Raw genomic sequence first — 25,905 nt, forward strand, 5'->3', positions numbered from 1 at the left:
ATGCGTGCCGTGATCCCGGGGCTTCCCACCCCCCACCCGCTGGCCGACCAGCTCCCGGCCGTCTACCTGGACCAGGACTTCCTCGTACGCTTCCTCGGCGCGCTGGACGAGGTGCTCGCCCCCGTGCTGCTGACCCTCGACAACCTGCCCGCCTACCTGCATCCGCGCACCGCCCCCGATGACTTCGTGGCCTGGATGGCGAGTTGGGTCGCCACCCGCACGGACGAGGAGCGGCCGGTCAACCAGCGCCGGGCGGTGGTGGCCAGCGCGGTCGTACGCCACCGCGAGCGCGGCACCCGCGCGGGGCTGGCGGCGGCGATCCGGGTGGAGACCGGCGTCGAGCCCGAGATCACCGAGAGCGGGGCCACCACCTGGGCGGACGAGCACGGTGGCGCGCTGCCCGGCTCGGCGCCGCCCTGGGTGCGGGTGCGGCTGCGGGTGGCCGACCCGGAGCGCTTCGACCGAGCCCGCCTGGAGCGGCTGGTGGCCGCCGAGGTCCCCGCGCACGTCGGGTACCGCCTGGAGATCCTGGCCGCCGAGGCGACCGGCGAGGACCCGGGGGGCCCGGCATGACCTGCCCCGACTGCGGACACCGCAACGCGCCCGGCGCCCAGTTCTGCGCCTCCTGCCGGGCCTTCCTGGACTGGGAAGACGCGGCGGACCAGGCCGACCGCGCGGGCCGCGGCGCCGCCGGCGCACCCCCGAACGCGAGCGGCGCGACCGGCCGACCACCCGCCGGGCGCGCCCCGAACCCTGCCCCGAACCCCGCCCCCAGCCCGCCGCCCGCCGAACCACGCCCGAACACACCCACTCCCGAGGCCGCCGCCCCCACCGCCGACCCGCCCCAGACCACCGCCCCCGAGCCCACCCCCGCCGCCACCGGCCGCGCGCCCGAGCCCCCGGCGCCACCCCCCACTCCACCGCCGTCCCGCGCGCCCGATCGGAGCGCGCCGCCCCCGCGCCCGCTCCAGTCACCGGCTGTGCCACCGCCGGGGCCACGGCCGGGCCCAGGGCCAAGTTCCCGGCCCGCTGCCCGGCCGGCTTCGGGGCCGGCGCCCCAACCCGGGCCGGACGGGGTGGCCCTGCGGCGCCCCGGCGACCGGCGCGACGACGCGCACGACCCCGGGCCCGACCACCGGGTGGCGCCGGCACCGGCCGACCCCGCGCCCGCGCCCGGCCCCACCACCCGTACCGGCAGCCGTCCGTGCCCGCGCTGCCGGGCGGACAACCCGCACGAGCGGCGGCTCTGCCAGCGCTGCGGTGCGCAGCTCGGCGACCCGGCCCGGGCCCCGGGCCAGAACCGACCGCCGTGGTGGCGGCGGCTGTTCGGGCGCGACCGGGACCGGGTCCTGGAGGCCGGCAGCCGACCCCGGCACCGCACGTGGCCCAGGCCACGGCTCGCGCTGCCGCTGACGCTGCTGATCCTCCTGGCAGCCGCGTACTTCGCCCGCTCCCAGCTCTCGGACGCGCTCACCTTCACACAGGACCAGACCGGCAAGCCGGAGGCGCTGCGACCCGCCGACGCGCGGGCCTCCAGCGAGGCGGGCGGGCACCGCGCGGGCGCCGCCTTCGACGGCTTCACCAACCGCTACTGGTCCCCCGCCGACACCGGCCCCGCGACCGGCCAGTACCTGGAGGCCACGTTCGAGGAGCCCGTACGGCTGCGGAAGTTGCTGGTCATCTCGGGGCGGTCGGCCAACCAGGACGAGTTCCTGACCCAGGCCCGCCCCGCCGAGCTGACCGTCACGCTCTTCACCGCCGACGGCGAGCGTTCCACGAAGGCGGTCAACCTCAAGGACCAGCCCGGCCAACAGACCTTCGACGTGCGCGGCTCCGACGTCGTACGCGTGCGGCTGATCGTCGACGCGGCCTACGGCGAGAGCGCCAAGCGCCGCGTCGCCGTCGCGGAGGTGGAGTTCTTCGGCCGCCGGTGAGTCGGCGTCTTAGCCTGGTGCCGTCGCCCGGTGCCACCGCCGGCGCGCTGGCCGGTGCGCCGGGCGTACGCGGGGGAGGGGCGGACGCCGCGCCCGAGGTGGTGCGGTCGGTGGCTCGGGCGCCTCAGGTGGCGCGGTGGGACCCGGTGCGCGCGCCCCGGTCGGCGGTGTCGGTGTCGGTGTCGGTGTCGATCTCGGCTCGGGTCGCGGGGGGCCGCGGGGGCTGCTGCGACTGGCTCGGGTAGCGCAGCGCCGCCTCGTGTTCCTGGGCCATCCGGCGCAGGGTGGCCAGGACCGGCTCCAACAGGACGGTCATGACCAGCGCGCGTTCGGCGACGTCGATACGGTCCTCGATGCCGGCCAGGTGGTCGAGGTCCACCCGGGCGGTGGCCGCGGCGAGTTCGGCGTACGGCAGCAACTCGTCCGTCCCGACGTCCGCGCCCACCCTGCGCAGCGCCCGCAGCCCGGCGGCCAGCGCGGCGCGCCCCGGCGACTCCTCGCCGACCGACCAGCCCATCCGGTCGACCAACGCCGCGGCCTCGGCCGCGCAGTCGTCGTCCTCGCCCGGGGCGTCCGCGCTGCCCGTGCCGGCGCTCGCGCCGGTGTCGGCGACCGGGGCGCCCAGCGCGTAGTGGGTGACGCCGAGCGTGTGGTAGAGGTCGAGCGGCTCGCTGATCGCGCGCAGCACCTCGCGGCTGGCCGTGACCGAGAGGCCACCGAAGCTGATCAGCGCGCGGACCAGCCGGAGCCGCCGCAGGTGGTCCGCGTCGTAGTCCGCCTGGTTGCTGGCCGTCGCGTGCCCGGCCGGCAGCAGCCCCTCACGCAGGTAGTACTTGATCGTGGGGATGGCCACCCCACTGCGGCGGCTCAGCTCGGACATCTTCACGTCGTTCTCCTCGGATCCCGTCCCGGTCGACTGGCATGAGCGGGCCCGGCGGCGGCACCGTCCGAAGCGGATAGTTCCGCTGCCCAGTATGCGCGGGCACCCCGCCCCGTACGCAGGGAGGGGCGTCCCGCCTACTCCGCCCGGGATCGCTGTCGGCACCCCGGGCCGCCCCCGCGTGGTCGGCCCGCCGCCGCGCGACGAGGTGGGACGGCTCCCGTCGGCCGCCTGCCCGCCGACTGGCAGGCGGCGCGGTCGAGCGCCGCCGCACCGCCGAGACCACGCGGCCGATGGGAGGCGGAGCTCACGCCACCGGGACCAGCGTGAGGTAGGCGATGCCCAGCACCCCGCGGTAGCCCCGCAGCCAACGTGAGCGCTGCTGGTCCACGCGGGCGCGGGTCTCCTCGGCGGCGGGGTGCGTGGGATGGTGCGCCAGCCACTCCTCCACGTCGGCCCGGTAGCCGGACTCGAACTCCTCCCACTCGTCGACGCCGGCAGACTCCACCCACTCCGGGCGGAACCCGGCCGCCACCGCCAGGTCGACCAACCCGGCGAGGCTGGGGTGCTCGTCGGGGCTGGCGTCCGGCCACATGGCGGCGAGTTCGGCGGGCGTGGGGGTGCGCTCCCAGAAACCCTCGCCGAGCACGACCCGGCCGCCGGGGTTGACCAGCCCGCGCAGCGCCTCCAGCGCGGCGGCCGTGTGCCCGGGCGGTTGGGTGTCGCTCAGGGCGTGGCTGGCGCCGAAGCAGAGCACGAGGTCGGCGGGGCCGCGGGTGGTGGCGACGCCGGACTCGGCGTGGAAGGTGACCCGTTCGTCCAACCCGCGCTCGGCGGCGAGCGCGCGGCCCCGGGCGATGTCCTCTTCGTTCAGGTCGACGCCGACGCCCGTGGCGCCGGGTGTCGCCGCGAGCGTGCGGAGCAGGAACTCCCCCCAGCCGCAGCCGATGTCGAGGATGGTGCGGGGTTCGGCCCCGGCGAGTCGGTCGATCATGCGTGCGGCCCGCTCCTCCGAGAACGGGCCGTGGAAGGTGAGGCGGGTCAGACGCGGGGGTGCCGTGCCGGCATTGCTGTCCATGTGTCGGAAACTACGTGCTGGTTGGCGGCGGGCACAGCGATTTTCGCGGCCGTGCACGAGCGAGCCAGGAGGCTTTCGGGGGGATCGGATGACAGCAAGGAGAAGCGGCACCCGGAGGGGGAAAACTTTCGGCCATCCTGTGGGGCTCATGAGGGCGCGTGGGACCGCCCTCGCCGCCCACCGCCGCCTCCACGGGCCGCACGCCGCCGATCCCGGCGCGCCCCCCGATACCGGGCGCGCGGGGGCCCGGCCCGCTCCCTCCACCGAGCCCGAGCGCCCGCGCCCGCGCGGGGGCCGCTCGCGCCGCTCGACCTCCGCCGCCCCGCCCGCACACCCTCCCGACAGCCGCCAGCCCCCGGCTCGTACGCCGCTCCGCGCCCCTCGCCGGCGCCCCCGTACGGCGGTTGGGCGTGCTCTCGCCGGGCCTCGCCATGCCGGACGTCTGCCGCGGCGAACAGGCCGGAACCAGCCAGATGACCGGCCCATCCACCCCCGCGCACCCCGGTGGCGGCGCTTTCTACCCGCCGGTCCCGCGCCGGCCGGGCACGCCGCGCGGGTGGCCCGGCCGCGCCGTGCGACGCGGCCCACCACGGGGGCGTCTCGGGTGCTGGCGCGCCGCGCTCACCGGGCCCGCCGTGGTCACGGGGGCGGCGGCGGCCCCCAGTGGGCGCCGGCCCGGCGGCGCGGGCGATCTTCGGGGCAGGCGGCGCAAGCGCTGTCAAAGAACGTCAACCACGGCGCCGCTGTGCAAAGCTCGCCGTTCTGCCGCACGTTTCGGAGTTGGCCGGTAAGTGTCGGTGTAGTCGCACGTGACAGCGGCAATAGTGTGAAGACCGGTGTCGCCCTGCCCCTGGCGACTACCGTCCCCCACCGCACGTATGCCGCGTGTCGAGGAGTCAGAATCTCGGCACGCACCGACGGTTCACCGTCTGACCGAGGACGCACCGACAGCGATGAGGGCATCTCATGCGCCAGTGGCATTCCGAGTTCCAAGCGAGATGCTGGTACGACGACGCGAACACCGTCGTCGAGCTTCACGGAGAGATAGACATCGTGGCAGCCGAGGCACTCGCGCCCCGGCTGCGCCGGCTGATCGCCGCGGCGGGTGGTGAGGTGATCGTCGACCTGCGGCCGGTGAGCTTCATCGACTGCAGCGGGCTCGGCCTGCTGTGCTCGCTGCACGAGCGGCTGATGGCGCGCGGGCGCCGCCTGCGCGTCCTGGCCACCCGCCCGGTCACCCTCAAGATGCTGCGGCTGACCGGCCTGCACCACGCCTTCGTGGTGCACGGCTCGCTGCGCGAGGCCCGTAGCGCGACCGGCCTGCCGCTGAGTTCCCCTCCACCGGCCGGCCACGGGCCCGGCGGTGCGGGCCGAGCGGCGCTCGGCGCGGCCATCGCCAGCGTCATCCCCTCGTACCACCGGACCAGACCCCGGCCCGACGCACCGGCGGCGCCCTCACCCCACGATGGGTGACGCCCACTGGCGTGGGCGCCGATGATGGGGTCTGCTGGAGCGGAACTCCCGGACGAAGAGGGCTGCGGTGGACATCAGGAAACGCCGGGCGGCAGCGTGGTGGGCCGCACTGACCACCGTGTTCACGCTGGCCGCCGTCGGGTGTGAGGACAGCTCGGGACCCGAGGACGGCACGTCGCCCTTCACCGGCCTCGCGGCACGCGAGGCCCCCGTGCTCGCCGTGAAGATCGACAACGTCGGCCCGGCCCGGCCCCAGAGCGGCCTCGGCTCGGCCGACATCGTCTACGTCGAGCGCGTGGAGGCCGGCCTCTCCCGCCTGATGGCCGTCTACTCCTCCCACCTGCCACCCACCGTCGGCCCGGTGCGCAGCGCCCGGGAGACCGACCTGGAACTACTGCGCCAGTTCGGCGAGCCGGCCTTCGCCTACTCGGGCGCGCAGTCCAAGCTGCTGCCGCTGGTGAAGGACGCCCCGTTGCACCCGGTGCCGCCCGAGCGGGTCGGCGACGGCTACACGCGCAGCGAGAGCCGCGCCGCCCCGCACAACCTCTACCTGCGGCCCGAGCGCGCGCTGTCCGCCGCGCCCGACGCCGACGACGCGGCGGACATCGGCTTCCGCTTCGGCGCCGCGCCCGCCGGTGGTCGCGGCACCCCCTCGTACACCGTCCGCTACCCGGCGGCGGCGATCTCCTTCGCCTGGGCGGGCGAGCGCGAGCGCTACCGGGTCTCGATGGACGGCACGTCGGTGCCGGTGGCCGACGCGAAGGGGCGCGGGCCGGCGACCGTCGTCGTGCAGGGCGTCACCATCCGCGACTCGCGCTTCCACGACCGCTCCGGCAGCGCGTCGCCGTTCACCGACACCACCGGCTCCGGGCCGGCCCTTGTGTTGCGCGACGGCAAGGCGCACCAGGCCCGCTGGGAGCGGCCGGCCGCCACCCGCGGCACGGAGTTCACCACGCCCGACGGCGAGCGCCTCGCCTTCGCCCGTGGCCCGGTGTGGGTGGCCTACGTCCCCCGGGAGGCCGTGCCGACCGGGGCCGCGGGGAACTCCCGCTAGCGGCGCACCCGCCCCGCACCCCGGGGCCCGCGCCCGGGCACGTCACCGGAGCAGGTCGATCAGCTCGGCGCCACGGTCGGCGAGCCGCAGCCGCACCGTGCGGCCCTGGCGCACCCGCTGGACGAGCCCGGCGCGCTCCAGTTGCGCGCAGTGGTACGTCACGGTCGCCGGGGAGCAGCCGAGGTGGTGGGCGATCTCGGTCATGGTGGCACCACGGCTGCCGTGCCGCAGGATCGTCGCCCGCTGCTCGCCCAGCACCAGCACCAGCGCGTCCGCCGGGTGCGACGCGTCCGCGCCCTCGAGGGCCCGGGCCAGCCCCGCGGGCGGGTAGCCGACGCGGACGCTGCCCGCGCCCACGGTGCAGCCCGCCAGTGCCCTGGTGCCCGAGGAGAGCGGCGCGAGCACCAGCAGGTTGCCGTCCGGCCCCTGCCGGGGGTGGGTGACCGAACCGCCGTGCAGCCGCCGGGCCTCAGTGAAGTGCAGCGTGGAGCCGTCGAACCGGGAGCCCGGGCCGAGGTCGGCCAGGACGAGCGGGAGCTGGTGGGTGACCAGGGCGGTGCCGATGCGCTCGACCTCCCGGGCCCGAACGGCGGCCGTGCGCCGCCACAGCGGCTCGTACGCCCGCCAGATGGCCTCCTGGACGCTGGCCGACGCGGCGGCGAAGACCCGGGGGTGTTGGAACAGCCGGTGCCACACGGCGGTCGGCTGGCCGGTGAAGTGCTCGGCCACCTGGTGCTGGACGGCGTCCGACGACAGGTCCCGGATGCGTTCGAGCTGGGCCTCCACGCCGCCTTCGGCGAACGGGTCCATCGCCGAGGTGAGGAAGCAGGGGATGGGGGAGTGGGACGCGGCGAACAGCGACCGCAGCAGCCGCGCGGCGCCGGGCGGCAGCGCGGCCCGGATCATCTGGCGGACGCGCGGCGGCACGCCCTGCGGCGGGCCGCCGAGCACGTCCGAGAAGAGGGAGCGCACCGTGAGGCCCGGGTGTGTGGAGACCCGTACGTTGATCTGGCGTAACTCACCCAGTGCGAGCTGAGCCGGCGAGGACACGGCGGCACCACCGTTCATGACGCCCCATCATCAACTGTGTGAGGCCCGGTACTTGACCGCACCAGGATGACCAACGCCGTCGGGCGGGGCGAGGACATCGCGCCGTGTCGGCGGCAAGGATTCGGCCAACCTTTCGAATGCCTCCACCGGCCGCGCGGGCGGGCGGGCCGCCGACGCCACCGCGCGGGCGGGGGGTGCGGCTATCCGCCGAAGTACGCCTGGGCCGCGCGTACTCCCTCGGCCAGCGCGTCGACCTCCTCCAGCGTGTTGTAGACGTAGAACGTCGCCCGGGTGGTGGCCGGGACGCCGTAGCGGCGGACGATGGGGCGCGCGCAGTGGTGACCGACGCGCACGGCGATGCCGCGTTCGTCTAACACCTGCCCGACGTCGTGCGGGTGCAGGTCCGCGACCGTGAACGAGACGGCCGAGCCGCGCTCGGTCATCTCCCGCGGGCCGATGATGCGCACGCCGGGAATCTCGCTCAGCCGCTCGATCGCCCGGGCGGTCAGCGCGTCCTCGTGCGCCGCCACCTCGTCCATGCCCAGTGCCCGCAGGTAGTCCACGGCCGCGGCGAGCCCCACCGCCTGCGCCGCCATCGGCACGCCCGCCTCGAAGCGCTGGGGCGGCGGCAGGAACGTGGCGTGGTCCATCTCCACGATCTCGATCATCGAGCCGCCGGTGAGGAGCGGCGGCAGCGCGGCGAGGAGTTCGGCGCGGCCCCACAGCACGCCCACGCCGCTGGGGCCCAGCATCTTGTGCCCGGAGAAGGCCAGGAAGTCGGCGCCGAGCGCGGTCACGTCCACCGGCCGGTGCGGCACCGACTGGGCGGCGTCGACCACGACGTACGCGCCTACCGCGTGCGCCCGCTCGGCGATGGCACGCACGGGGTTGATGGTGCCCAGCACGTTGGACTGGTGGCTGAGGGCCACCACCCTGGTGTCCGCGTCGACCAGCCGGTCCAGGTCGTCGAGGTCGAGCCGGCCGTCGTCGGTCAGCCGGAACCAGTCGAGCCGGGCACCGGTCCTGGCCGCGAGCTGCTGCCAGGGCACGAGGTTGGCGTGGTGCTCCATCTCCGTGACCACGATCCTGTCGCCCGGCCCGATGGGGCCCCGGCCGTCCCTGCCGCGCGTGGCCTGGCCCAGGCCGTAGGCGACGAGGTTGATCCCCTCGGTGGCGTTCTTGGTGAACACGACCTCGTCCCGGGCCGCGCCGACGAAGTCCGCCACGGTCTGCCGGGCCGCCTCGTACGCCTCCGTCGCCTCCTCGGCGAGTTGGTGCGCGCCCCGGTGCACGGCCGCGTTGCGGTTCAGGTAGAAGTCGCGCTCGGCGTCCAGGACCTGGAGTGGTTTGTGCGTGGTGGCACCCGAGTCGAGATAGACCAGTCGCGCGCCGCTCTCCATCGTCCGTCGCAGGATCGGAAAGTCGCCGCGGAGCTTGTCGACGTCGATGGCCACGGGGGCACCTCCAGGATTCTCACGCCTTTTGATGATGTTCAGCGTGAGGGACGCTAGACCTCCTCACGGAGAAGCGCAACCGTTACCATGAGGCCGTGGACCATGACGCGCCGTACTACCTCCATCAGCTCCCGGTGCCGGGCGAGGAGCGCTTCGCCTCGCTCGCCCTGGTGAACACGCGCTTCACGGTCAGCCACGGCCCCGTCGACCTGCTGGAGGACACCGACGCAGCGCACCTGTGGCTGGTCCGGCACGAGATGCTGCCGGACCCGGTCGCCCTCACCGGCCGCCAGCTCGGGCGGCTCCGCGCGCTCCGCGAGGCGCTGCGCGAACTCTTCGCGGCCCGCGCGAGTGGCGCCGCGCCCGGGCCGGCCAGCCTGGAGACGCTGAACGCGGCGCTCGCCGCCGCCCCGCCCACCCCCCGGCTGACGTGGACCGCCGACGGCCCGCGCCGCGCGGACGAACCGGACTCGGGCAATCCGGCCGGCGCCGCGCTCTCGCTCCTCGCCGACGACGGCACCGAGCTGCTGACGGGCCCGGACGCGGCCCAACTCGCCGAGTGCGGCGCGCGCGGCTGCGCCCGCTGGTTCCTGCGCTCGCACGCCGCCCGCCGCTGGTGCACCACGAAGTGCGGAAACAGAGTGCGGGCCGCGCGACATTACGCGGCCCGCAAGGGGTAGTGGCGACGAACCCGGTTCGGCGAATGCCACGGCGAAGCCGCGGAACGGCAAACCCGAAGTGGCCTCTCAGGCGGGCCGCTGGCCCATCAACTCGGCGAATCCCGCGGGGTTGGTGTCAAATCCGCGAATGGTCTCCCGCAGTTCCCATTCTCCCGCCTCGTCCCGGGTGAACTCGGCGATGGTGGCCGCCGTCGCCGCCGCCACGGTGGAGAAGTCGTACTCCACGAGCTTGGTGTACCGCTCCTGTATCTGGACGGCGGTGCTCGGCACGTCCCCGAACGCCTTGTGTCCGCCCCCCTGTTGGATCACCACACCCACCACCACCCGCCCGTACGTCTCGGCGAGCCGGTCGAGCTCCAGGGTCATGACCTCGTCCATACCGAAGCCCTGCCCCGTCTGGCTGTCCCGGTTCAGGATGATGGTGCCGTCCGGGGAACGGCTGCCGAAGTGGACGAGATAGACGGGTTTCCCGTACGGCGCATCGGTGGAATAGGTCGCGGCGATGATATCGAGATCATTGACCGGCTCGCCCGCGGGACTCGGGTCCCACTTGAGGGCCACCTCTACTTTCTTCAGCCCTTTGTTGAGACTGCTCACGGAATTCCCTTTCACGGAGCTGAGTTGACACAAGAACGCACTCGCTGCCAAGGGTATCGCCAGCGCCCGGAGTTGACGGGGCGTGGACCGGGCCGGAGAGGGCGCCCGACCGCGCGCCCGACCGGGGCGCGGTCGGCCACACCGTACGACGCGGGGCCCGGGACGGCTCCCTGTCGAGGCGGGGCTCCGTCGGGGTGGGCCCGGCGCGCGGTGGCCGGAACGCGCGCGGGCGGGCGCCTGCGCGGTGGCGGCGTGCGCCGGGGTGTTACAGACTCGTCAGCCATGTCGATGGCGCAGCCGACCGGCCCCCTGTGCACGCGCGACTCCCTGGCCACGGAGTTGCGGGACCTGGGCGTGCGGCCCGGCGAGACCCTGCTCGCGCACTCCTCGCTCAGCTCGCTGGGCTGGGTCTGCGGCGGCGCCCCGGTCGTCGTCGCGGCCCTGCTCGACGTCCTGGGGCCCGCGGGCACGCTGGTGGTACCCACCCACACCAGCGACAACTCGGACCCCGCGGGTTGGAGTCAACCACCGGTGCCGGCCCAGTGGTGGCCGACCATCCGCGCAGCGCTGCCGGCCTACGACCCGGCCACCTCGCGCAGCTACCGGGTGGGAGCGATACCGGAGGCCGCTCGCACCTGGCCGGGCGCCGCGCGCAGCGCCCACCCGCAGACCTCGTTCGCCGCCGTCGGAGCGCGCGCCCACGCGATCGTGGACGACCACGCGCTCGACTGCCGGCTCGGCGAGCGCAGCCCGCTGGCCCGCCTGGAGGAGGCCGCGGCGCGGGTGTTGCTGCTGGGCGTGGGGTACGACTCGTGCACCGCCTTCCACCTGGCCGAGTACCGCGTCCCGGGGCAGCAGGTGGACAACTCCTTCGCCGTGACGACCCCGACGGGCCGCCGCTGGAGCACCGTACGGGACAGGTCGATCAGTGACGACCGCTTCGACGAGTTGGGCGCCGCCTTCGAGAAGGAGCGCCCGGTGCTGTGCGGCCCGGTCGGCGGGGCGGAGGCACGCCTGTTCCCGGTGGCCGACGCCGTCGCGTACGCCGCGGGCTGGCTGGCCGAGCACCGGCCGCGCGCCGCGCCCTGACCGGCGCCGGACGCACCGCCGCGCCGGCGGGTGTGCGCACCGGCGCGGCGGCCCACCTCGGTACGAGGCGGTGGGGAGTGGTCCCTGGCGTGCGTTCCTGCGGCGTCACGCCGTCTCCATTGTGCGCCTGTCTGGCTCATATCGATACACGTCGGTGAATATCGGTCGAGACGCCGTTGCGAGCCGCCCGTCGCCCGCCTGCCCCCCCACCACCGGGCAGGTGGCGTTTGCGCGGGCGTCGAGGTGAAACCCGGGGAGCGAGTCACCCCTGCCGGGCGGGCCGGTCCGGCAGCACCCCGACCGACGAGGAGCCCGTCATGACGACGACGGTCAAGGACATGCTGCACACCTACCCCGCCGACCTCGGCGGCGTGGACCCCGCGGCCCTGGAACGCTGCATCGAGGAGTGCGCCGCCTGTGCCCAGGCGTGTACGGCCTGTGCCGACGCGTGCCTGGCCGAGGGCGCCGTCGGCGACCTGACCCGGTGCATTCGCACCGACATGGACTGCGCCGACATCTGCGCGGCCACCGCCTCGGTGCTCTCCCGCCACACCGGCTACGACGTCCACGTCACCCGCGCCCAGCTCGAAGCCTGCGCCACCGTCTGCGCCGCCTGCGCCGAGGAGTGCGAACGGCACGCCGACGCGCACGAGCATTGCCGCGTCTGTGCCCAGGCGTGCCGCCGCTGCGCGGACGCCTGCCGCGCACTGCTGCGCACGCTGGCGTGACCGCCCCCCTCGCCCCACCGGTCCCGGGCCCGGCGCGGACACTGCCGGCGGGGCTCAGGTGGGGCCAGGGGGGCGGTGGGCGGTGTCAGGCGGGGGCGGTGAAGCTCTCCAGGAGGCGCGGCGGGGCCGCCTGCTTCCAGGAGTCGACGACGATGTCGCGCAACTCGTCCTCGTCGTCGAGGGCCGCGATGCGTACCCGTACCCAGTGGGAGCTGGCCTCGTGCGGCGGGACCCAGAACTTGGCCGGCTCCGCCGCGATCAGCTCCTGGCGCTCGACCATGGGGCAACGCACCGCGAACGACGTCTCGTCGTCGGGAATGGTGACGAACATCTTCCCGGCAACCCGGAACGTGGGCATGCCCCAGGCGATCTTCTCCACTGTCTCCGGCAGGGAGAGCGCAGTGCGACGCACATCCTCGGAATCGGTCATGGCCCATACGGTAATCGCGCCGGTCAGCGGGTGCCCACGCGACCCACACCGCCCCACGCGGCCCACACCGCCCCGCCCGAGCCGCGCCGCCCCGTTCGCCCGGGCCCGGCCCCTACCCCACCGGGCCCGGGACCCGTCCCCGCGCGGGCCCGTTAGAAAGGGGACGTGCTCTCCCGCACACACCTCGGCCGCCGCGGGGCGGGTGACTACGCCCGTGGAGGGGGAAGTTCGTCGGCGGCCGAGGTGGCGAGATCGGTCGCCATGGTGCACAGCTCGTTCACCGGCTGCGGCCCCGTGACCACGAGGTGCACCTGTTCCGTCGCCCGGCGGCCGTTGTGGTCGGTGTACGGACGGTGCACCACCCGGACGCGGCAGGTGTCCGACCCGTCGGCCTCCGGCTCGACGATGGCCTCGCGCCCACCGAGTTGGGTGTTGCGGCTGGTCGACGACGGTGAGGTCAGCCCGCGATCGAACCTCAGGTCGGCGACGATCTTGCTGGTGGTGCTGCGCCAACTGCACTCCCAGTTGCCGTACCCGACGTCCGGGTCGCCCGCGTCGATGCCCGGCACCACGGACAGCGCCTCGGCGTCGAGCAGGGTGCACGCGTCCTGCCGCGACAGCGAGTCGGCCGCCGGCTGGGTCGTGCGGCGCGGCGGGCCGCCCCTGTCGAGTCGCTGCGCCGCGTACGTGGCCGCCGTCTCGGCCATCTCGCACAGCGGCGCCGGCCCGTCGCCGATCTGGTGGGCGGTGACGTAGACGCTGTACCGGGCCCCGCCGCTCGGCAGCAGTCTGCGGGTGCACTCGTCGCTCTCGGCGGGCAACTCGGTCACGCCGACCCCACCCACCCTGCGGGCGGCCGGCGCGGCGTCGGACGGAGGGTCGTTGCTGAGGTCGACCTTGATGTCGACCTCGCTGTCCTCGCCGTCCGTCACGAGCACGTCGCAGCGGTCGAAGTTGCCGTAGGCCGGATCAAGGTGGGCCTCGCCGAAGCGGCTGAGCTTCTCGGTGCTGACCAGCCCGCAGGGGTCGACGCCACGGGCCGCGGGCGCGGGACGCGGTGCCGGCGGGGCGGTCTGGCTCGACGCGCCCCTGGCCGTGTTCCGCTCGCCGTCCTTGTCGCCGTCGCCATCGCCGGAGGGCAGGCGCAGCAGGACGACGGTGGCCAGCACGGCGACGGCCACCGCCACCGAACCCACCACCCACGGCCGGCGCCCCGTCAGCCTCCGCTGCCCCTTCCCCGCCTGCCGCTCGTCGGCGTCCGGCGCCGGTGGCTGGTCGGCCCCCGCCGCGATCCGCCGCAGGCGCCGGCACGCCTCGGCCGCCGTGGGCCGGTCGTGCGGCTGTGCCGACAGCATCGCGTCCAAAGTCTCGCGCAGCGGCCCCACATCGCCGCTCGGCCTCGCCAGACCGGCCCGGGCCCGAAGCCGCGACACCACCCCGTCGCCCGCCGCGCCACCGTCGCCCGCCGCGCTGTCCTCGCCGTCGACGTACGTCTCGTCGTCGGGCCGTACGGGCGCGGCGTCGGTGGCCGAGCGCCGCGCGGGGCCGTCGCCGTCGCTGCCCGGGGGGTGCTCGGCCGAGGGGTGGCCGAGGACCAGTTCGTAGAGGGTGGCGCCGAGCGAGAAGACGTCCGACGCGGGGACCGGCATGCCCCGCACTACCTCCGGCGCGGCGTAGTCCGGGGTGTACGCGATGCCGCGGTTGGGCGTGCGGGTCGCGAAGCCGGGCAGTCGGTAGGCCGCGTCGAGGTCGGTGAGCTTGGCCGTCCCGTCGTCACCGAGCACGATGTTGCCGGGCTTGACGTCGCAGTGGACGACGCCCTCCGCGTGCAACACCTGCAGGGCGCCGGCGATCTGGGCCCCGATCGACGCGGCCTCGCGCGGGCTGGTCGGGGGCCGGCCGGCCAGGCTGCCGCCCGACGCGTACTCCATGACCAGCCAGAACTCGGCCGCCGGCGGCTCGCCGATCTTGACGGCGTCGTAGAGGGTCACCACGTTCGCGTGCCGGCGGAACTTGGCCAACGCCCGCGCCTCGTCCTGGAGTCGGGCGAAGCCACGGGCGCTGTTGTCGTCGACCCGGGCCCGCTTGAGCGCCACGTCCTGGCCCAACACGGTGTCGTGGGCGAGCCAGACCTCGGATCTGCCCCCGGCGATCGGCCCTTCCCTGAGTAGGTACCGGTCACCGACGAGATCGCCCTTGCGCACTGTGCTTCCCCTCAAGTCGAAGCCGGCCACGGCCGGTTGTGCGCACCGAAGGTACTGCGTACGGGCCCGGGGTCAAGGCGTGTGCCGAGCGCGCGGGGAGTGCGGAAACGGTCCTGCTCGCGGGGTGGGTGGGCGGCGGTTCCGAGGGTGGGGGCGTTACGTACCCGTTGACCCCGGGCGTCCGGTTGCCCGGCGCCGCCGGGCGGGTCCGGGGCGGCCCGCTCGTCCGGTGCTGGCCGCCGGGACGGGTGGCGGGTGAGACGAGGCACGGGGGCGCACACGGGGGGCGCGCTCGGGCGCGCGGGCTGGCCGGCTCACGCGGACCGGGGCGCGGGGGAGGGCGGCACGGGGGCGAGCCGGAAGGTGTCGCCGGCGGAACGGACCAGGCCCCCGGTGGGCGCGGGGAAGTGCGTGCCGAGCAGCAGGGTGTCGGTGTCCGCGAGCGCGGCGAGCAACCGCCGCCGGGTGGCCCGGGCCTGTCGCGGGTCGGCGTCCACGCAGCTCGTGATCGCGGGGTCGAGAAGCTGTACGGGGTGGTGCACGCAGTCGCCGGTGATCAGCGCGGTCCCGGTGCCGCTGCGCAGCTCCACGGCGAGGTGGCCCGGGGTGTGCCCCGGGGTGGGCAGCAGGCGTACGCCGGGGGCGACGGTGGTGCCGTGGGCGGTGACGTCGACCAGGTCGAGCAGCCCGGCGTCCGCGACGGGGTACACCGAGTCCCGGAACATCTGCCGCCTGGCGTCCTCCAGCTCCACCCCGGCCCAGTGGTCCCACTCGGCGCGGGCGGTCAGGTAGCGGGCGTGGGGGAAGGTGGGGTGCCACGCGCCGTCCCGCTCGCGGGTGTTCCAGCCGACGTGGTCGGTGTGCAGGTGGGTGAGGATGACGAGATCGACGTCGGCGGGCGCGAAGCCGGCCGCCGTCAGGCGGGCGAGGTAGTCGCTGTCGAGGTGGTCCCAGGCGGGGTTGGCGCGCGTCTTGCCGTTGCCGATGCCGGTGTCCACCACGATCCGCAGGCCGTCCACCACGACGGCGAAGCTGTGACTGGCCAGCCGCAGCACGCCGGCCTCGTCGGCGAAGTCGGGCCGGAGCCAGGGCGCCTGGTCCACCACCTGGGCGGTGGCCGACGGCAGCAGCCAGGGGCCGGTCGCGGGCGGCAGCGTCACCTCGTCGACGCGGTGAACGCGCAGATCGCCGACGGTCCAGGCGGGCGGGGTGGCAAGCGGGCGGGGCGAGTTGGGCATCGGGTGAGTCCTTCTCGGGTGGGTTCGGTGGGTGGCGGGTGCGCCGCGCGGTCCGTACGGGGGTGGCGTCGGGCGGCCGGGCGGTACGGGCCCTCGGGCGGTGGTGTGGGCCGGCCCGCGGCGGGGGTCGGACGGTGACGGAGGAGCGATAAAAGCGAACCGTTTGCATTAGCGGACGCTAGTCCCTAGGCTCCAGCTAACGCAAATTTTCTGCTTTAAATGGGGAGCGCAGGCGCCCCACGGCCGTCACGCACCGGCCGCCACCCCGACGAAGGGCACCCATGAGCACTCCGGACCTGACCGCGCGGGAGGCCGCCCACTGGGCGCGCCGCGCGGGCCTCCCGCTGGACGGCGAGCGGCACGCCGTCGTCGCCACCACCGCGCAACACATCCACGCCGTCGTCAGCACGCTGCGCGAACTGGACTTCGGCGAGACCCACCCCGCCGCCGTCTACTCCGCCCTGCCGGAGGTCCCCGATGCGACCCTTTGAGCTGACCCTCACCGAGGCGAGCGCCGCCCTGCGGCGCCGCGAGCTGTCCGCGGCCGAGCTGACCCGCTCCGTGCTGGAGCGGATCGAGGCCGTCGACGCGCGCGTCGGGGCGTACGTCACCGTCACCGACGAGGCGGCGCGCGCGGCGGCCGAACGCGCCGACGCCGAGCGGGCGGCCGGCCGCGACCGCGGCCCGCTGCACGGCGTCCCCGGCGGCCTCAAGGACCTCATCGACGTCGCCGGACTGCCGACGACGGCCAGTTCCCAGGCGCGCTCCGGGCACGTGGCGCACTCCGACAGCGCCGTCGCGGCCCGGCTCCGCGAGGCTGGCGCGGTGCTCGTGGGCAAGACGCACACGCACGAGTTCGCCTACGGCCTGACGACCCCCCAGTCGCGCAACGCCGTCGACCAGGACCGGGTCGCCGGCGGGTCGAGCGGCGGCTCGGCGGTCGCGGTCGCCGCCGGGGCGGCCACCTTCGCCCTCGGCACCGACACCGGCGGATCGATCCGGGTGCCCGCGGCGCTCAACGGCCTCGTCGGGCTCAAGCCGACCTACGGGCTGCTGCCGCGCTCCGGCGTCACCTCCCTGTCCTGGTCCCTGGACCACGTCGGCCCCATCACCCGCACCGTGCGCGACGCGGCCCTGCTGTTCGCGGCGCTGGCCGGGCCCGACGCCGGCGACCCGGCCAGCCTGTCCGCCGGGTCCGCCGGCGACGTGCTGCGCGGCGCGGACGAGGACGGGCTGCGCGGCCTGCGCGTCGGCGTCCCGAGCACGTACTACTTCGAACGGGTCGACCCCGAGGTCGAGGCCGCGGTGCGCGCGGCCATCGCGCGGCTGGGTGACCTCGGCGCCGAACTCGTCGAGGTCACCACCCCGATGGACCGCTACATCCACGCCATCCACTGGGGCCTGATGGTCCCGGAGGCGACCGCGTACCACGAGCAGACGCTGCGCAGCACCCCGCAGTCGTACGGCCCGGACGTGCGGGTGCTCCTGGAGGCGGGGGAGTTGGTCTCGGCCGGCGACTACCTGCGCGCCCAACGCGCCCGCACCCTGCTGCGCCGGGCCTGGGCGGAGGTGTACGAGCAGGTGGACGTGGTGGCCGCGCCGACCGTGCCGATGACCGCGGTCCCGGTGGACCAGCACACCGTGCACTGGCCCGACGGCACGGTCGAGAGCGTCTCCGACGCCTACGTGCGACTGAGCGCCCCGGCCAACATCACCGGCATGCCGTCGCTGACGCTGCCGGTCGGCCGGGACGCGGCGGGCCTGCCCATCGGCATGCAGCTCATGGCCGCCCCGCTCGCCGACGCCACCGTGCTGCGCGCCGGCCGCGCCTACGAGGCGGCCCACGGCGTACGCGCGACCCCCGGCGCGTTGGTGTCCTGACCCGCACGCCCCGCCACCGCCCCGTGGGCGCGGACCCGCGCGCCCACGGGGCTGGCCCGCGCTGGCTCCCCACCGCGGTGCGCCGGGGTGCGCCGGGCGCGCGACGCATGGCCGGCGGCCGGCTAGACGCAACGATGTGGCATTAAGGTGGAGACATGAGCCCCAAGCCCATGGCACGGCCCGGTGGGCGCAGCGCCCGCGTTCAGGCGTCGGTGCACGCCGCCGTGCACGCGTTGGAAGCCGAACGGGGACGGGCCGCGCTCAGCGTCCCGGCGATCGCGGCCCGCGCGGGCGTCACCCCGTCCACCATCTACCGGCGCTGGGGCGACCTGCAGGAACTCCTGTCGGACGTGGCGGTGGAGCGGCTGCGCCCCGAGGAGCCCCCGCTCGACCTCGGCGACGTGCGCGCCGACCTGACGGCCTGGGCCCGGCAGTTCCTTGAGGAGATGGCCTCGCCCACGGGCCGGGCGTACATCAGGGACGCGCTGCTCGGCGACCCGGACGGCGGCAACGCGGGGCAGTGCTCGACCTACGCCGCCGCGCAGATCGAGGTCATCCTCGGGCGCGCGCGGGAGCGCGGCGAGGCCGTGCCCGACTGCGAGGCCGTCCTCGACAGCCTGGTCGCCCCGATGATGTACCGCATCCTGTTCCGGCCGGGTCGGCTGACCGACGCGTACGCCGACCACCTCGTGCACGCCGCGCTCAGCCGGCCCGAACGGCTCGTCTAGCCCCGCCCCCGGGGCGCGCCTCCTCGCGGGCCGTCCCGTGAGGGCCTACGTCGCCGGGTCGAGCTTGCGGCGGAGGGTGGCGGCGAAGTCCTCGGCCGCCAGCAGCCTGGCCCGCAGCGTCTCGCAGCGCGCGTCGGCCACCTCGCGGTACGCGTCGAGCCGCTCGCGCAGGCGCTCCCGCTCCTCGCCGGTGGGCCCGTCGTCGGTGACGGCCAGCCGGTCGGTGATCTCCAGCAGGTCCCGCATCTCCTCCAGGGAGAAGTCCAGCGGCTTCATCCGACGGATCACCATCAGGCGCTCGACGTCGACCTCGGTGTAGAGCCGGAAGCCACCCTTGCTGCGGGCGGACGGTGTGACCAGGCCGACCTCTTCGTAGTGCCGGATGGTGCGCAGCGACAAACCGGTCCGCTCGGCGACCTCGCCGATCTGCATCCGCCGTTCCGTCATCGCAGCGTCGTCTCCTTGGGTGCTCTCCGTCGCCCACCAGGCGGGAAGTAGCCCAGCATACGGATCAGCCGTGCCGCGCCGGCCCGCCGTGGGACCCTGGGCGGACCGCCGGCACACGTACTCTGCCCTCACGTTAAGGTAGGGTTCGAGCGCTGCCGAGCGGGGCGTCGCCCTTCGTCGGCGACGGCCTCACCGCCCCAGCTCGCTCCCTCAGGTGGCACTCTGGAACGTCCGGGTGACGCTGCCCGAACTGCGGCCGACGAAGCCCGCGCCGCGTGCCCCGCGTACGGCCCGCGACGACGCCCCGGCGCCACCCGCCGAGGCCCTTCCGCTGTCCCACTCGCTCCGTCCGCTCCGTCCGCTGGGCCGGGGCCGCACACGACGCGCACGCCCCCGCCGCCCGGGCGCGGGCGCCCGAACAGAAACGGTCGCATGTCCTCACCGCTGCCCCCCGCCGCCGCGCTGCGTGCCCGCTTGCCCAGGGGCGTCGGCCGGCCGGACTGGCTCGCCTCGCCCAAGGTCTTCCGTACCGAGGTGCTGGCCGGCCTGGTGGTGGCCCTGGCGCTGATCCCCGAGGCCATCTCGTTCTCGATCATCGCCGGCGTCGATCCCAGCGTCGGCCTCTTCGCGTCCTTCACGATGGCCGTGGTGATCTCCTTCGTCGGTGGGCGCAAGGCCATGATCTCCGCGGCCACCGGTGCGATCGCCCTGGTCATAGCCCCGCTCAACCGCGAGCACGGCTTCGGCTACCTGGTCGCCACCGTCATTCTCGGCGGGATCTTCCAGGTCGTGCTGGGCGCCCTGGGAGTAGCGAGGCTGATGCGCTTCGTCCCACGGAGCGTGATGGTGGGCTTCGTGAACGCCCTGGCCATCCTGGTCTTCATGGCGCAGGTACCGGAGATGCACGACGTGCCCTGGCCGGTCTACCCGTTGATCGCCGCGGGGCTGGCGTTGATGGTGTTCTTCCCGAGGGTCACCAAGGTGGTCCCGGCGCCGCTGGTGGCCATCGTCACCCTGACCGTGATCACCGTGGCCGCCGGCATCGCGGTGCCCACCGTCGGCGACAAGGGCGAGTTGCCCTCCTCGCTGCCGGTGCCGGGCCTGCCGGACGTGCCCTTCACGCTGGACACGCTGACCACCGTCGCCCCCTACGCCTTCGCCTTCGCGCTGGTGGGCCTCATGGAGTCGCTGATGACGGCCAAGCTCGTGGACGACATCACCGACACCCACTCCGGCAAGACCCGTGAATCCGTCGGGCAGGGCATCGCCAACATCGTCACCGGCTTCTTCGGCGGCATGGGTGGCTGCGCCATGATCGGCCAGACCATGATCAACGTGAGGAACTCGGGGGCCAGGACGCGGCTGTCGACCTTTCTGGCCGGGGCCTTCCTGATGGTGCTGTGCATCGTCTTCGGGCCGGTGGTCTCCGACATCCCGATGGCGGTGCTGGTGGCCGTCATGGTGCTGGTCGCCGTGGGCACCTTCGACTGGCACTCGGTCCACCCCGCGACGCTGCGGCGGATGCCGGTGGGGGAGACGCTGGTGATGGTCGTCACCGTGGGCTGTGTGGTGGCCTCCCACAATTTGGCCGTCGGCGTCATCGTCGGCACGCTCACCGCCATGGTGATCTTCGCCCGGCGGGTGGCGCACCTGGCACAGGTCTCCGGCGTCCTCGACCCGGACGGCGAACAGGTCGTCTACGCCGTCACCGGGGAACTGTTCTTCGCCTCGTCCAACGACCTGGTCTCCCAGTTCGACTACGCCAACGACCCCGACGACGTGGTCATCGACCTCTCCGACGCGCACGTCTGGGACGCCTCGTCGGTGGCCGCGCTCGACGCCATCGAGCACAAGTACCGCCAGCGCGGCAAGAAGGTCACCATCGTCGGCCTCAACCAACCCAGCGCCGCCATCCACGACAAGCTCGCCGGCCAACTCACCGGGGGGCACTGAGCCGACCACCGCACCCCGGGCCCACGGGCGCCCGGCTCACGCCCGACCGTCCGTGGGCCCGGGGGAGCGGAGGACCACCCGGCAGCCGAGGGTCAGCCGGAGGCGGAGGGTTGGAAGTCCATCCGGTAGAAGACCGCCAGGTTCCGCATGCCGGTGAAGACCTTGGAGACCTTGGCCGTCATGCGAAAGCCCGTCGGCAGCCGGTCGTTGTCGAGGTCGAAGGCGCTCATCGAGGACACGCAGCGCAGCCGGGAGTCGATGGCCTCCAACTCCTCGCAACTGTCGAAGCCCCAGTGCACGGTGGCCTTCGCGGCCTGCACCGCCTTGTTGAGCTTCTGCAGCTTCGTGCCGCGCCTGCTGAGGCCGTCGAAGACGAACTGACCGCTCGGGAAGTGGTCGAGGACGCGTCGTACCAGGTCCTTGCCCTCGTCCTCCCTGAGGTACATGAACAGGCCCTCGGCCACCACGAGCACCGGCAGGTCGCCCTTGATCTCGGCGAGCCACATCGGGTCGGTCACCGACGCGCCGATGGCCGTGTAGCCCTCGCGGTCCGGGAAGAGTTGCCCGCGCAACTCGATGACCTCGGGGTAGTCCACGTCGAACCACCGCACCCCCGGGCCCGGGTCGATGCGGTACACCCGGGTATCGAGACCACAACCCAGGTGCAGGACGACGCACTCGGGGTGGGCCGCCAGGAACTCACGCGCCCAGTCGTCCAGGCACCGGGCCCGCAGGGCGATCGCGGTGTCGTCGCCGCGCCGCAGGCCCACGGTGGAGAAGTCCATGTCGATCTGTTGGACGGCGTCGTACGCCATGGTGTCGTGCAGGATGGAATCGGGGGACTGGGAGTCCAGCGCCCTGCCGTAGAGGGTGGGAAGCAACGTGGCCTTCTCACCCGCGAGATTCACTTTCGTCATGTATCTGACGCTACGCCCGATAGGCTGATCCTCGCGTACTTCACGCCGACCGTACCCGTGCGAGTGAGGCCCGGTCGTGGTGCTGACCGGGTCCCGGGTCGGCGGCGCGGGCCGCCCCGCCGGGTGGGCGGGGCGGCGGGCGTCAGCGGAGGAACGTCGGGCGCGGGGGCCGGGGCGCGGTGCTCGGCCCGCGCCACGGTGCGGCGTCCCGGGTGGGCGTGGCGAAGTCGGCGCTGGTGAGCGCGGCACCGGCGACCGGAATGGTGATCTTGCTGGCGGGCAGGTCCACCGTCGCCCGCGCGCCGGTGGCCGTCTCGAAGTACAGGTACTCGGCGGGCGTTCCGGCGAGCACGAGCCCGATCCGGTGGCCGGGCTTGAGGACGTAGTCGTTCGGCAGGGTCTGCCAGCGGATCTGGTAGCCCTGGCCCGGCGTCAGCGGCTGCGGGTCGCTCGCCGAGGCGTGGTTCTGCGCGTCCAGCGAGCCGCGGGCGATGACGTGCACCGGGTGCTTGGCGGTCACGTTGACGGCCTTCTTGTAGCAGGCGTCATCGACCGTGGTGCTCTCGCCGTGGCAACTCTCCTCGTCGATGAGTTGGACGCCGTCGTGCAGGTTGTTCTGCGGCTCGTTGCGCAGCACGTCGACGCGCTCGTCGGTGCCGTAGTCGACCAGCAGCGCGGTGAGGTTACTGGTGGGCTTGTCCAGCGCCAGCCTGATGTCCACGGACGGCGTGCCGGAGATCCGGGCCTGGCCGGTCAGCGGCTGGCTGACGTAGGCGAGCCGGCCGGGCTTGGCGGTCGTCGGGTCGGTGATCAGATCGGCCTCGCTGGCCTTGACGTCGGTGAACGACTGGGAGCCGGTGCGCGCGGGACGCAGCCCGAGCGAGCCGTCCGCGCCCGGGTGGAGCGAGACCGACGAGGTCCGCGCCGGCCAGTCGGACTGTGTCGTCCAGGTGGTGGGCCCGGTCTGGAGGTCGACCCGCGGCTCGTTCATGATCCCGTTCTGGATGCCGTACAGCCAGTGGTCGAACCACCGGTGCAGGGTGTCCACCCACACGTCCCGGCGGCCGGGGAAGTCGAAGCCGTCGGTGTGCCCGTACTGCCCGAGCCACAGCTTGCGCGGCACGCCCTGCTGCTTCAACCCCTCCCACCAGTGGGTGAACTGGTTGGGCCGCACGTTCTGGTCGTTGAGGGTGTGCACCACCAGCACGCTCGCCTTGACCCTGCCCACCTCGGGCGCCGGCTGGGCGACGTGGTTGCGCTCGTGCCAGTACGCGTTGTAGTTGCCGGTCGCGTCGTCCTCGCCGGCCCTCAGGTCGTCCCGTACGGCCTGGCACTTCGCGTCCGGGTCGGTGTCCAGCTCGGTGGACAGGTAGTGGCTGAACCCCTCCCAGTGCTTGGCGCCGCGCGAGCGGGTGATGTCGTACCAGGAGCTGACCGCCGAGATCGGCACGATCGTCTCCAACCCGTCGACGCCGGTGCCGGCCACGGCGTTGGCCAGCATGCCGTCGAAGGACTTGCCCACCATCCCGGCCTTGCCCGTCGACCAGTGGGCCCGCGCCTCGCTGCCGTCGGCGCGAAAGGCCCGGGCCCGGCCGTTCAGCCAGTCCACGGCCGCCTTGCTCGCCGCGACGTCACTGTCGCCCCCCACCGTGAGGCAACCGTCGGACTTCGCCGTGCCCGTCGTGTCCACCTGCACGACGGCGTAACCACGCGGCACGAAGTAGTTGTCGTAGTGCATCGGGAACGTGGTGGGTCGGCCTCGCTCGTCCCACGCCTTCTTCTCCGACTCGAAGCCGCGGCCGACCGTGTCGTTGTACGGACTCGACTCGATGATCGCGGGCACCCTGAGGCCCTGGTCGGTCTCCCTGGGACGAGTGACGTCCACGCCCGCGCGGTCCAGCTTGCCGTCGCGGTCGCTGTCGACGTCGAGCTGGACCATGAGGTGCTCGCGGACCGCGTCCCGGTACGAGAACGCCGCCTGCGTCCGCCCGTCCGCCACCGTGATCGTGGGCCGTTCGGGTGTGTCGGCGTCGGCGAGGGCCGAGCCGACGGCGAGGGTGGCCAGGGACGTCGTCGCCGCAATCGCGGTGATCGCGCCCCGGCGCCATCGTGAGCTGAACACGCGGACCTCCTTGCTGCGGCAGTACGTGCGCGCGTGGGAGAGGGATCATCCAGTCTGGGTAGGTGATCCTCCCGCCGCATCCTGGCGTCCGGCTAAAACCCCAGGTGCCGCCGAGCCACCGCGCACGGGGCCGGGCCGCGCGGACGGGGCGCGGGTCAGGGCGTACGAAGCCGAAGCCGACGGGGTCGGCGAAGCCGAGGGGGTCGACGGGGCCGGCCGGGCTGACCAGTCCGACCGGGCATGGGACGGACCAGGGTGGGACGGCCGCCCCACCCTTCGCCCACTCTTCGGGCCCTACCCGCCGTCCGTGTCCTACCCACCCTCCGGGCCCTGCCCGCCGTCCGTGCCCTGCCCGGCCGCCGGGGCGAACTCCCGCAGCGCCGCCTCCACGATGGCCTCCAGACGCGCGTGGTGCGCCCCTCGCCAGTACACCCGGCGGCAGGAGACGCACTGGGCGAAGACGTCGTAGGTGCGGCGCGTGCCGTGTTCGATGTGCTCTCCGACCGACTCCTTGTCCGCCTCGGCCAGCAGCCCGTTGCACGCGCTGCACCGGGTCCACGGCGCGAGGTGGGGCGCGAACCGGCCCAGCACGTCCCGCAGTTGCTCGTCGGGCCGGTCGCTGTACACGTACGCGCCGGCCCACAGCTCGCGCCGCCGCAACAGGCCCCGGTCGCGCGAGAGCAGCACCCGGCGCTCGCTCGCCGACCGGGTGGCCAGCGCCGCGTCGCCGATGTCCTCGTTCTCGTACGCGGTGTCGATGCCCAGCAGCCGCATCCGGCGCGCGAGGGTGCCCAGGTGGACGTCGAGGAGGAAGCGCAGCGGCGCTCCCGGCACCCGCTGGGGCCGACGCACGGGGCGCACCTCCACCGTGCGGCCGTCGGTCGGCACGTGCGCGGTGGCCACCGGGTCCCCGTCGACCAGCAACTCGCCGACCTCGGTGAGCGGGACGCCGAGGGATTCCACGACGTGCCCGAGCGAGGAGGTCCCGTCGGTGGCGAGGGGGAAGGACGCACCCCTGCGGTCCGGGGTGACGAAGCGGTGGAGTGCGGGGTCGAGCTTGACCTGGAGGTGAGGAGGCGCGTTCACGGGCGCCAGCATGCCACCGCGCCCGGCGCGTTGGCGCGCGCATTCCTTCCGTCCCCTCGCTCCCTTCCTCCCGTTCCTTCGTCCCACCTGGGCGCGAGCCCCGTCGCGGCCCAGCCGGAGAACCGTGCGAGGACGGCGAAGGGTTGGGGAGCGAGGGTGGGTCTTTGGGCGGTTTACTTGAATGATCGGTCAAGTTCCCCTAGGGTGAGCGCATGAGCAGGGTGAAGGAGTTCGACCCGGACGCCGCGCTGCGGGCGGCCATGGAGCTGTTCTGGCGCAAGGGGTACGAGGCCACCTCGATGCAGGACCTGGTGGACCACCTCGGGCTCGGTCGCGGCAGCATCTACGGCACCTTCGGCAGCAAGCGCGAGCTGTACCTCAAGGCCGTGGACCGCTACGGCGAGGACACCAGGGAGGCGTTCGTCAGCCGCCTCTCCGGGCCGGGCTCCGGGCTCGACGCGGTGCGCGGCCTGGTCCGCTTCTACGTGGAGGGCGCGCTGGCGGACGAGGACCACAAGGGCTGCCTGATGACCAACACCGCGGTCGAACTGCCCGCGGACGAGGGGGCGCGCCGGCGGGTGGCCACCGGCCTGGAATCCCTGGAGACGGCCATCATGGGGGCGCTCGTCCGGGCCCGTGCCGAGGGCGAGTTGGCGCCGGACAAGGACCCCGCGTCGCTGGCCAGGTTCCTGGTCACGCTGCTCCAAGGGGTCCGCGTCGTGGGCAAGACCCCGGTGCGCGAGCGCTTCCTGAAGGACACCGTGGAGCGGGCGCTGGCCGTCCTGGACTGAGCCGCCGCCACGGGGCCCGCCACCCCCCGTCCCCCGCTCCCCCCCACCTCCGGCCCGGGGGCGCGCCCCGCGTCGCGCCGTACCGCGCCGT

The 25,905-nt window shown here is 74.2% G+C and carries 24 protein-coding genes; 12 read left to right on the forward strand and 12 right to left on the reverse strand.

Annotation, left to right across the window (positions count from 1 at the left end; genetic code table 11):
- Positions 1 to 573: a phage tail protein gene (locus tag H7H31_RS30360; RefSeq protein ID WP_187060587.1), complete on the forward strand. Its 573-nt coding sequence runs from the start codon at positions 1 to 3 to the stop codon at positions 571 to 573.
- Between the two features lie 503 nt (positions 574 to 1,076).
- The gene (locus H7H31_RS34425; RefSeq protein WP_232110151.1) at positions 1,077 to 1,934 is read left to right on the forward strand and encodes an NADase-type glycan-binding domain-containing protein; all 858 of its coding nucleotides are present in this window, start codon (positions 1,077 to 1,079) and stop codon (positions 1,932 to 1,934) included.
- Positions 1,935 to 2,058: 124 nt separating this feature from the next.
- On the opposite strand, the gene H7H31_RS30370 is transcribed toward H7H31_RS34425, so the two are convergent.
- Both H7H31_RS30370 and H7H31_RS30375 read right to left on the reverse strand, forming a co-directional pair.
- A complete protein-coding gene (locus tag H7H31_RS30370) occupies positions 2,059 to 2,814 on the reverse strand; it encodes a MerR family transcriptional regulator (protein ID WP_222625068.1) in 756 nt (251 codons plus the stop codon).
- A gap of 307 nt (positions 2,815 to 3,121) precedes the next feature.
- A complete protein-coding gene (locus H7H31_RS30375) occupies positions 3,122 to 3,892 on the reverse strand; it encodes an SAM-dependent methyltransferase (protein ID WP_187061669.1) in 771 nt (256 codons plus the stop codon).
- 966 nt (positions 3,893 to 4,858) lie between these two features.
- Between H7H31_RS30375 and H7H31_RS30380 the strand changes: the two genes are divergently transcribed.
- A complete protein-coding gene (locus H7H31_RS30380; RefSeq protein ID WP_187061670.1) occupies positions 4,859 to 5,365 on the forward strand; it encodes an STAS domain-containing protein in 507 nt (168 codons plus the stop codon).
- 73 nt (positions 5,366 to 5,438) lie between these two features.
- Positions 5,439 to 6,419 carry a DUF3048 domain-containing protein gene (locus H7H31_RS30385; protein ID WP_187061678.1) on the forward strand — a complete coding sequence of 327 codons (981 nt, stop codon included), beginning with the start codon at positions 5,439 to 5,441 and terminating at the stop codon, positions 6,417 to 6,419.
- A 42-nt stretch (positions 6,420 to 6,461) separates the two neighbouring features.
- On the opposite strand, the gene H7H31_RS30390 is transcribed toward H7H31_RS30385, so the two are convergent.
- Together H7H31_RS30390 and H7H31_RS30395 are read right to left on the reverse strand one after the other, a co-directional pair.
- Positions 6,462 to 7,487 (reverse strand): ArsR/SmtB family transcription factor, encoded by a 1,026-nt coding sequence (locus tag H7H31_RS30390; protein WP_187061671.1) that lies wholly within the window; start codon positions 7,485 to 7,487, stop codon positions 6,462 to 6,464.
- 182 nt (positions 7,488 to 7,669) lie between these two features.
- Positions 7,670 to 8,923, reverse strand: coding sequence for a SufS family cysteine desulfurase (locus H7H31_RS30395; protein WP_187061672.1), 1,254 nt, complete (start codon positions 8,921 to 8,923; stop codon positions 7,670 to 7,672).
- A gap of 95 nt (positions 8,924 to 9,018) precedes the next feature.
- Between H7H31_RS30395 and H7H31_RS30400 the strand changes: the two genes are divergently transcribed.
- Positions 9,019 to 9,603, forward strand: a complete 585-nt coding sequence (locus H7H31_RS30400; protein WP_187061673.1) for a CGNR zinc finger domain-containing protein — start codon at positions 9,019 to 9,021, stop codon at positions 9,601 to 9,603.
- A 66-nt stretch (positions 9,604 to 9,669) separates the two neighbouring features.
- Here H7H31_RS30400 and H7H31_RS30405 read toward each other — a convergent pair whose 3' ends face one another.
- Positions 9,670 to 10,200 (reverse strand): TerD family protein, encoded by a 531-nt coding sequence (locus tag H7H31_RS30405; protein ID WP_187061674.1) that lies wholly within the window; start codon positions 10,198 to 10,200, stop codon positions 9,670 to 9,672.
- 282 nt (positions 10,201 to 10,482) lie between these two features.
- Between H7H31_RS30405 and H7H31_RS30410 the strand changes: the two genes are divergently transcribed.
- Both H7H31_RS30410 and H7H31_RS30415 read left to right on the forward strand, forming a co-directional pair.
- On the forward strand, positions 10,483 to 11,289 hold the full coding sequence (locus tag H7H31_RS30410) for an aminoglycoside N(3)-acetyltransferase (protein ID WP_187061675.1): 807 nt from the start codon (positions 10,483 to 10,485) through the stop codon (positions 11,287 to 11,289).
- 317 nt (positions 11,290 to 11,606) lie between these two features.
- A complete protein-coding gene (locus H7H31_RS30415; protein WP_187061676.1) occupies positions 11,607 to 12,017 on the forward strand; it encodes a four-helix bundle copper-binding protein in 411 nt (136 codons plus the stop codon).
- A gap of 85 nt (positions 12,018 to 12,102) precedes the next feature.
- Here the strand turns inward: H7H31_RS30415 and H7H31_RS30420 are convergent, their stop codons facing one another.
- The 3 genes from H7H31_RS30420 to H7H31_RS30430 all read right to left on the reverse strand — a co-directional run bounded on the left by H7H31_RS30420 (position 12,103) and on the right by H7H31_RS30430 (position 15,889).
- Positions 12,103 to 12,447: an MmcQ/YjbR family DNA-binding protein gene (locus H7H31_RS30420; RefSeq protein WP_187059823.1), complete on the reverse strand. Its 345-nt coding sequence runs from the start codon at positions 12,445 to 12,447 to the stop codon at positions 12,103 to 12,105.
- A gap of 206 nt (positions 12,448 to 12,653) precedes the next feature.
- On the reverse strand, positions 12,654 to 14,651 hold the full coding sequence (locus tag H7H31_RS34435) for a serine/threonine-protein kinase (protein ID WP_232110152.1): 1,998 nt from the start codon (positions 14,649 to 14,651) through the stop codon (positions 12,654 to 12,656).
- Positions 14,652 to 14,965: 314 nt separating this feature from the next.
- Entirely contained in the window at positions 14,966 to 15,889 is a 924-nt protein-coding gene (locus H7H31_RS30430) for an MBL fold metallo-hydrolase (protein ID WP_187118169.1), read from the reverse strand.
- 281 nt (positions 15,890 to 16,170) lie between these two features.
- Between H7H31_RS30430 and H7H31_RS30435 the strand changes: the two genes are divergently transcribed.
- The 3 genes from H7H31_RS30435 to H7H31_RS30445 all read left to right on the forward strand — a co-directional run bounded on the left by H7H31_RS30435 (position 16,171) and on the right by H7H31_RS30445 (position 18,498).
- Positions 16,171 to 16,380, forward strand: coding sequence for a hypothetical protein (locus tag H7H31_RS30435; RefSeq protein ID WP_187061630.1), 210 nt, complete (start codon positions 16,171 to 16,173; stop codon positions 16,378 to 16,380).
- Positions 16,367 to 17,770, forward strand: coding sequence for an amidase (locus H7H31_RS30440; RefSeq protein ID WP_187061631.1), 1,404 nt, complete (start codon positions 16,367 to 16,369; stop codon positions 17,768 to 17,770). The genes H7H31_RS30435 and H7H31_RS30440 overlap by 14 nt, the downstream gene beginning before the upstream one ends.
- Before the next feature lie 155 nt (positions 17,771 to 17,925).
- Positions 17,926 to 18,498, forward strand: a complete 573-nt coding sequence (locus tag H7H31_RS30445; protein ID WP_187061632.1) for a TetR/AcrR family transcriptional regulator — start codon at positions 17,926 to 17,928, stop codon at positions 18,496 to 18,498.
- Between the two features lie 45 nt (positions 18,499 to 18,543).
- On the opposite strand, the gene H7H31_RS30450 is transcribed toward H7H31_RS30445, so the two are convergent.
- Entirely contained in the window at positions 18,544 to 18,945 is a 402-nt protein-coding gene (locus tag H7H31_RS30450) for a MerR family transcriptional regulator (protein ID WP_187061633.1), read from the reverse strand.
- Between the two features lie 432 nt (positions 18,946 to 19,377).
- Here H7H31_RS30450 and H7H31_RS30455 point away from each other — a divergent pair, with 432 nt between their 5' ends.
- Positions 19,378 to 20,898 carry a SulP family inorganic anion transporter gene (locus H7H31_RS30455; protein ID WP_187061634.1) on the forward strand — a complete coding sequence of 507 codons (1,521 nt, stop codon included), beginning with the start codon at positions 19,378 to 19,380 and terminating at the stop codon, positions 20,896 to 20,898.
- A gap of 92 nt (positions 20,899 to 20,990) precedes the next feature.
- Here the strand turns inward: H7H31_RS30455 and H7H31_RS30460 are convergent, their stop codons facing one another.
- The 3 genes from H7H31_RS30460 to H7H31_RS30470 all read right to left on the reverse strand — a co-directional run bounded on the left by H7H31_RS30460 (position 20,991) and on the right by H7H31_RS30470 (position 25,035).
- Complete coding sequence (locus tag H7H31_RS30460) at positions 20,991 to 21,815, reverse strand: class I SAM-dependent methyltransferase (protein WP_187061635.1); 825 nt, start codon at positions 21,813 to 21,815, stop codon at positions 20,991 to 20,993.
- Positions 21,816 to 21,957: 142 nt separating this feature from the next.
- Positions 21,958 to 23,937 carry a CocE/NonD family hydrolase gene (locus H7H31_RS30465; protein WP_187061636.1) on the reverse strand — a complete coding sequence of 660 codons (1,980 nt, stop codon included), beginning with the start codon at positions 23,935 to 23,937 and terminating at the stop codon, positions 21,958 to 21,960.
- A gap of 312 nt (positions 23,938 to 24,249) precedes the next feature.
- Positions 24,250 to 25,035, reverse strand: a complete 786-nt coding sequence (locus H7H31_RS30470) for a Mut7-C ubiquitin/RNAse domain-containing protein (RefSeq protein ID WP_222625063.1) — start codon at positions 25,033 to 25,035, stop codon at positions 24,250 to 24,252.
- 200 nt (positions 25,036 to 25,235) lie between these two features.
- On the opposite strand from H7H31_RS30470, the gene H7H31_RS30475 reads away from it, so the two are divergent.
- Positions 25,236 to 25,814, forward strand: a complete 579-nt coding sequence (locus H7H31_RS30475) for a TetR/AcrR family transcriptional regulator (RefSeq protein ID WP_187061638.1) — start codon at positions 25,236 to 25,238, stop codon at positions 25,812 to 25,814.
- Positions 25,815 to 25,905 lie beyond the last annotated feature (91 nt).

The organism is Streptomyces buecherae (assembly GCF_014295035.1).
GTDB classification, from domain to species: domain Bacteria; phylum Actinomycetota; class Actinomycetes; order Streptomycetales; family Streptomycetaceae; genus Streptomyces; species Streptomyces youssoufiensis.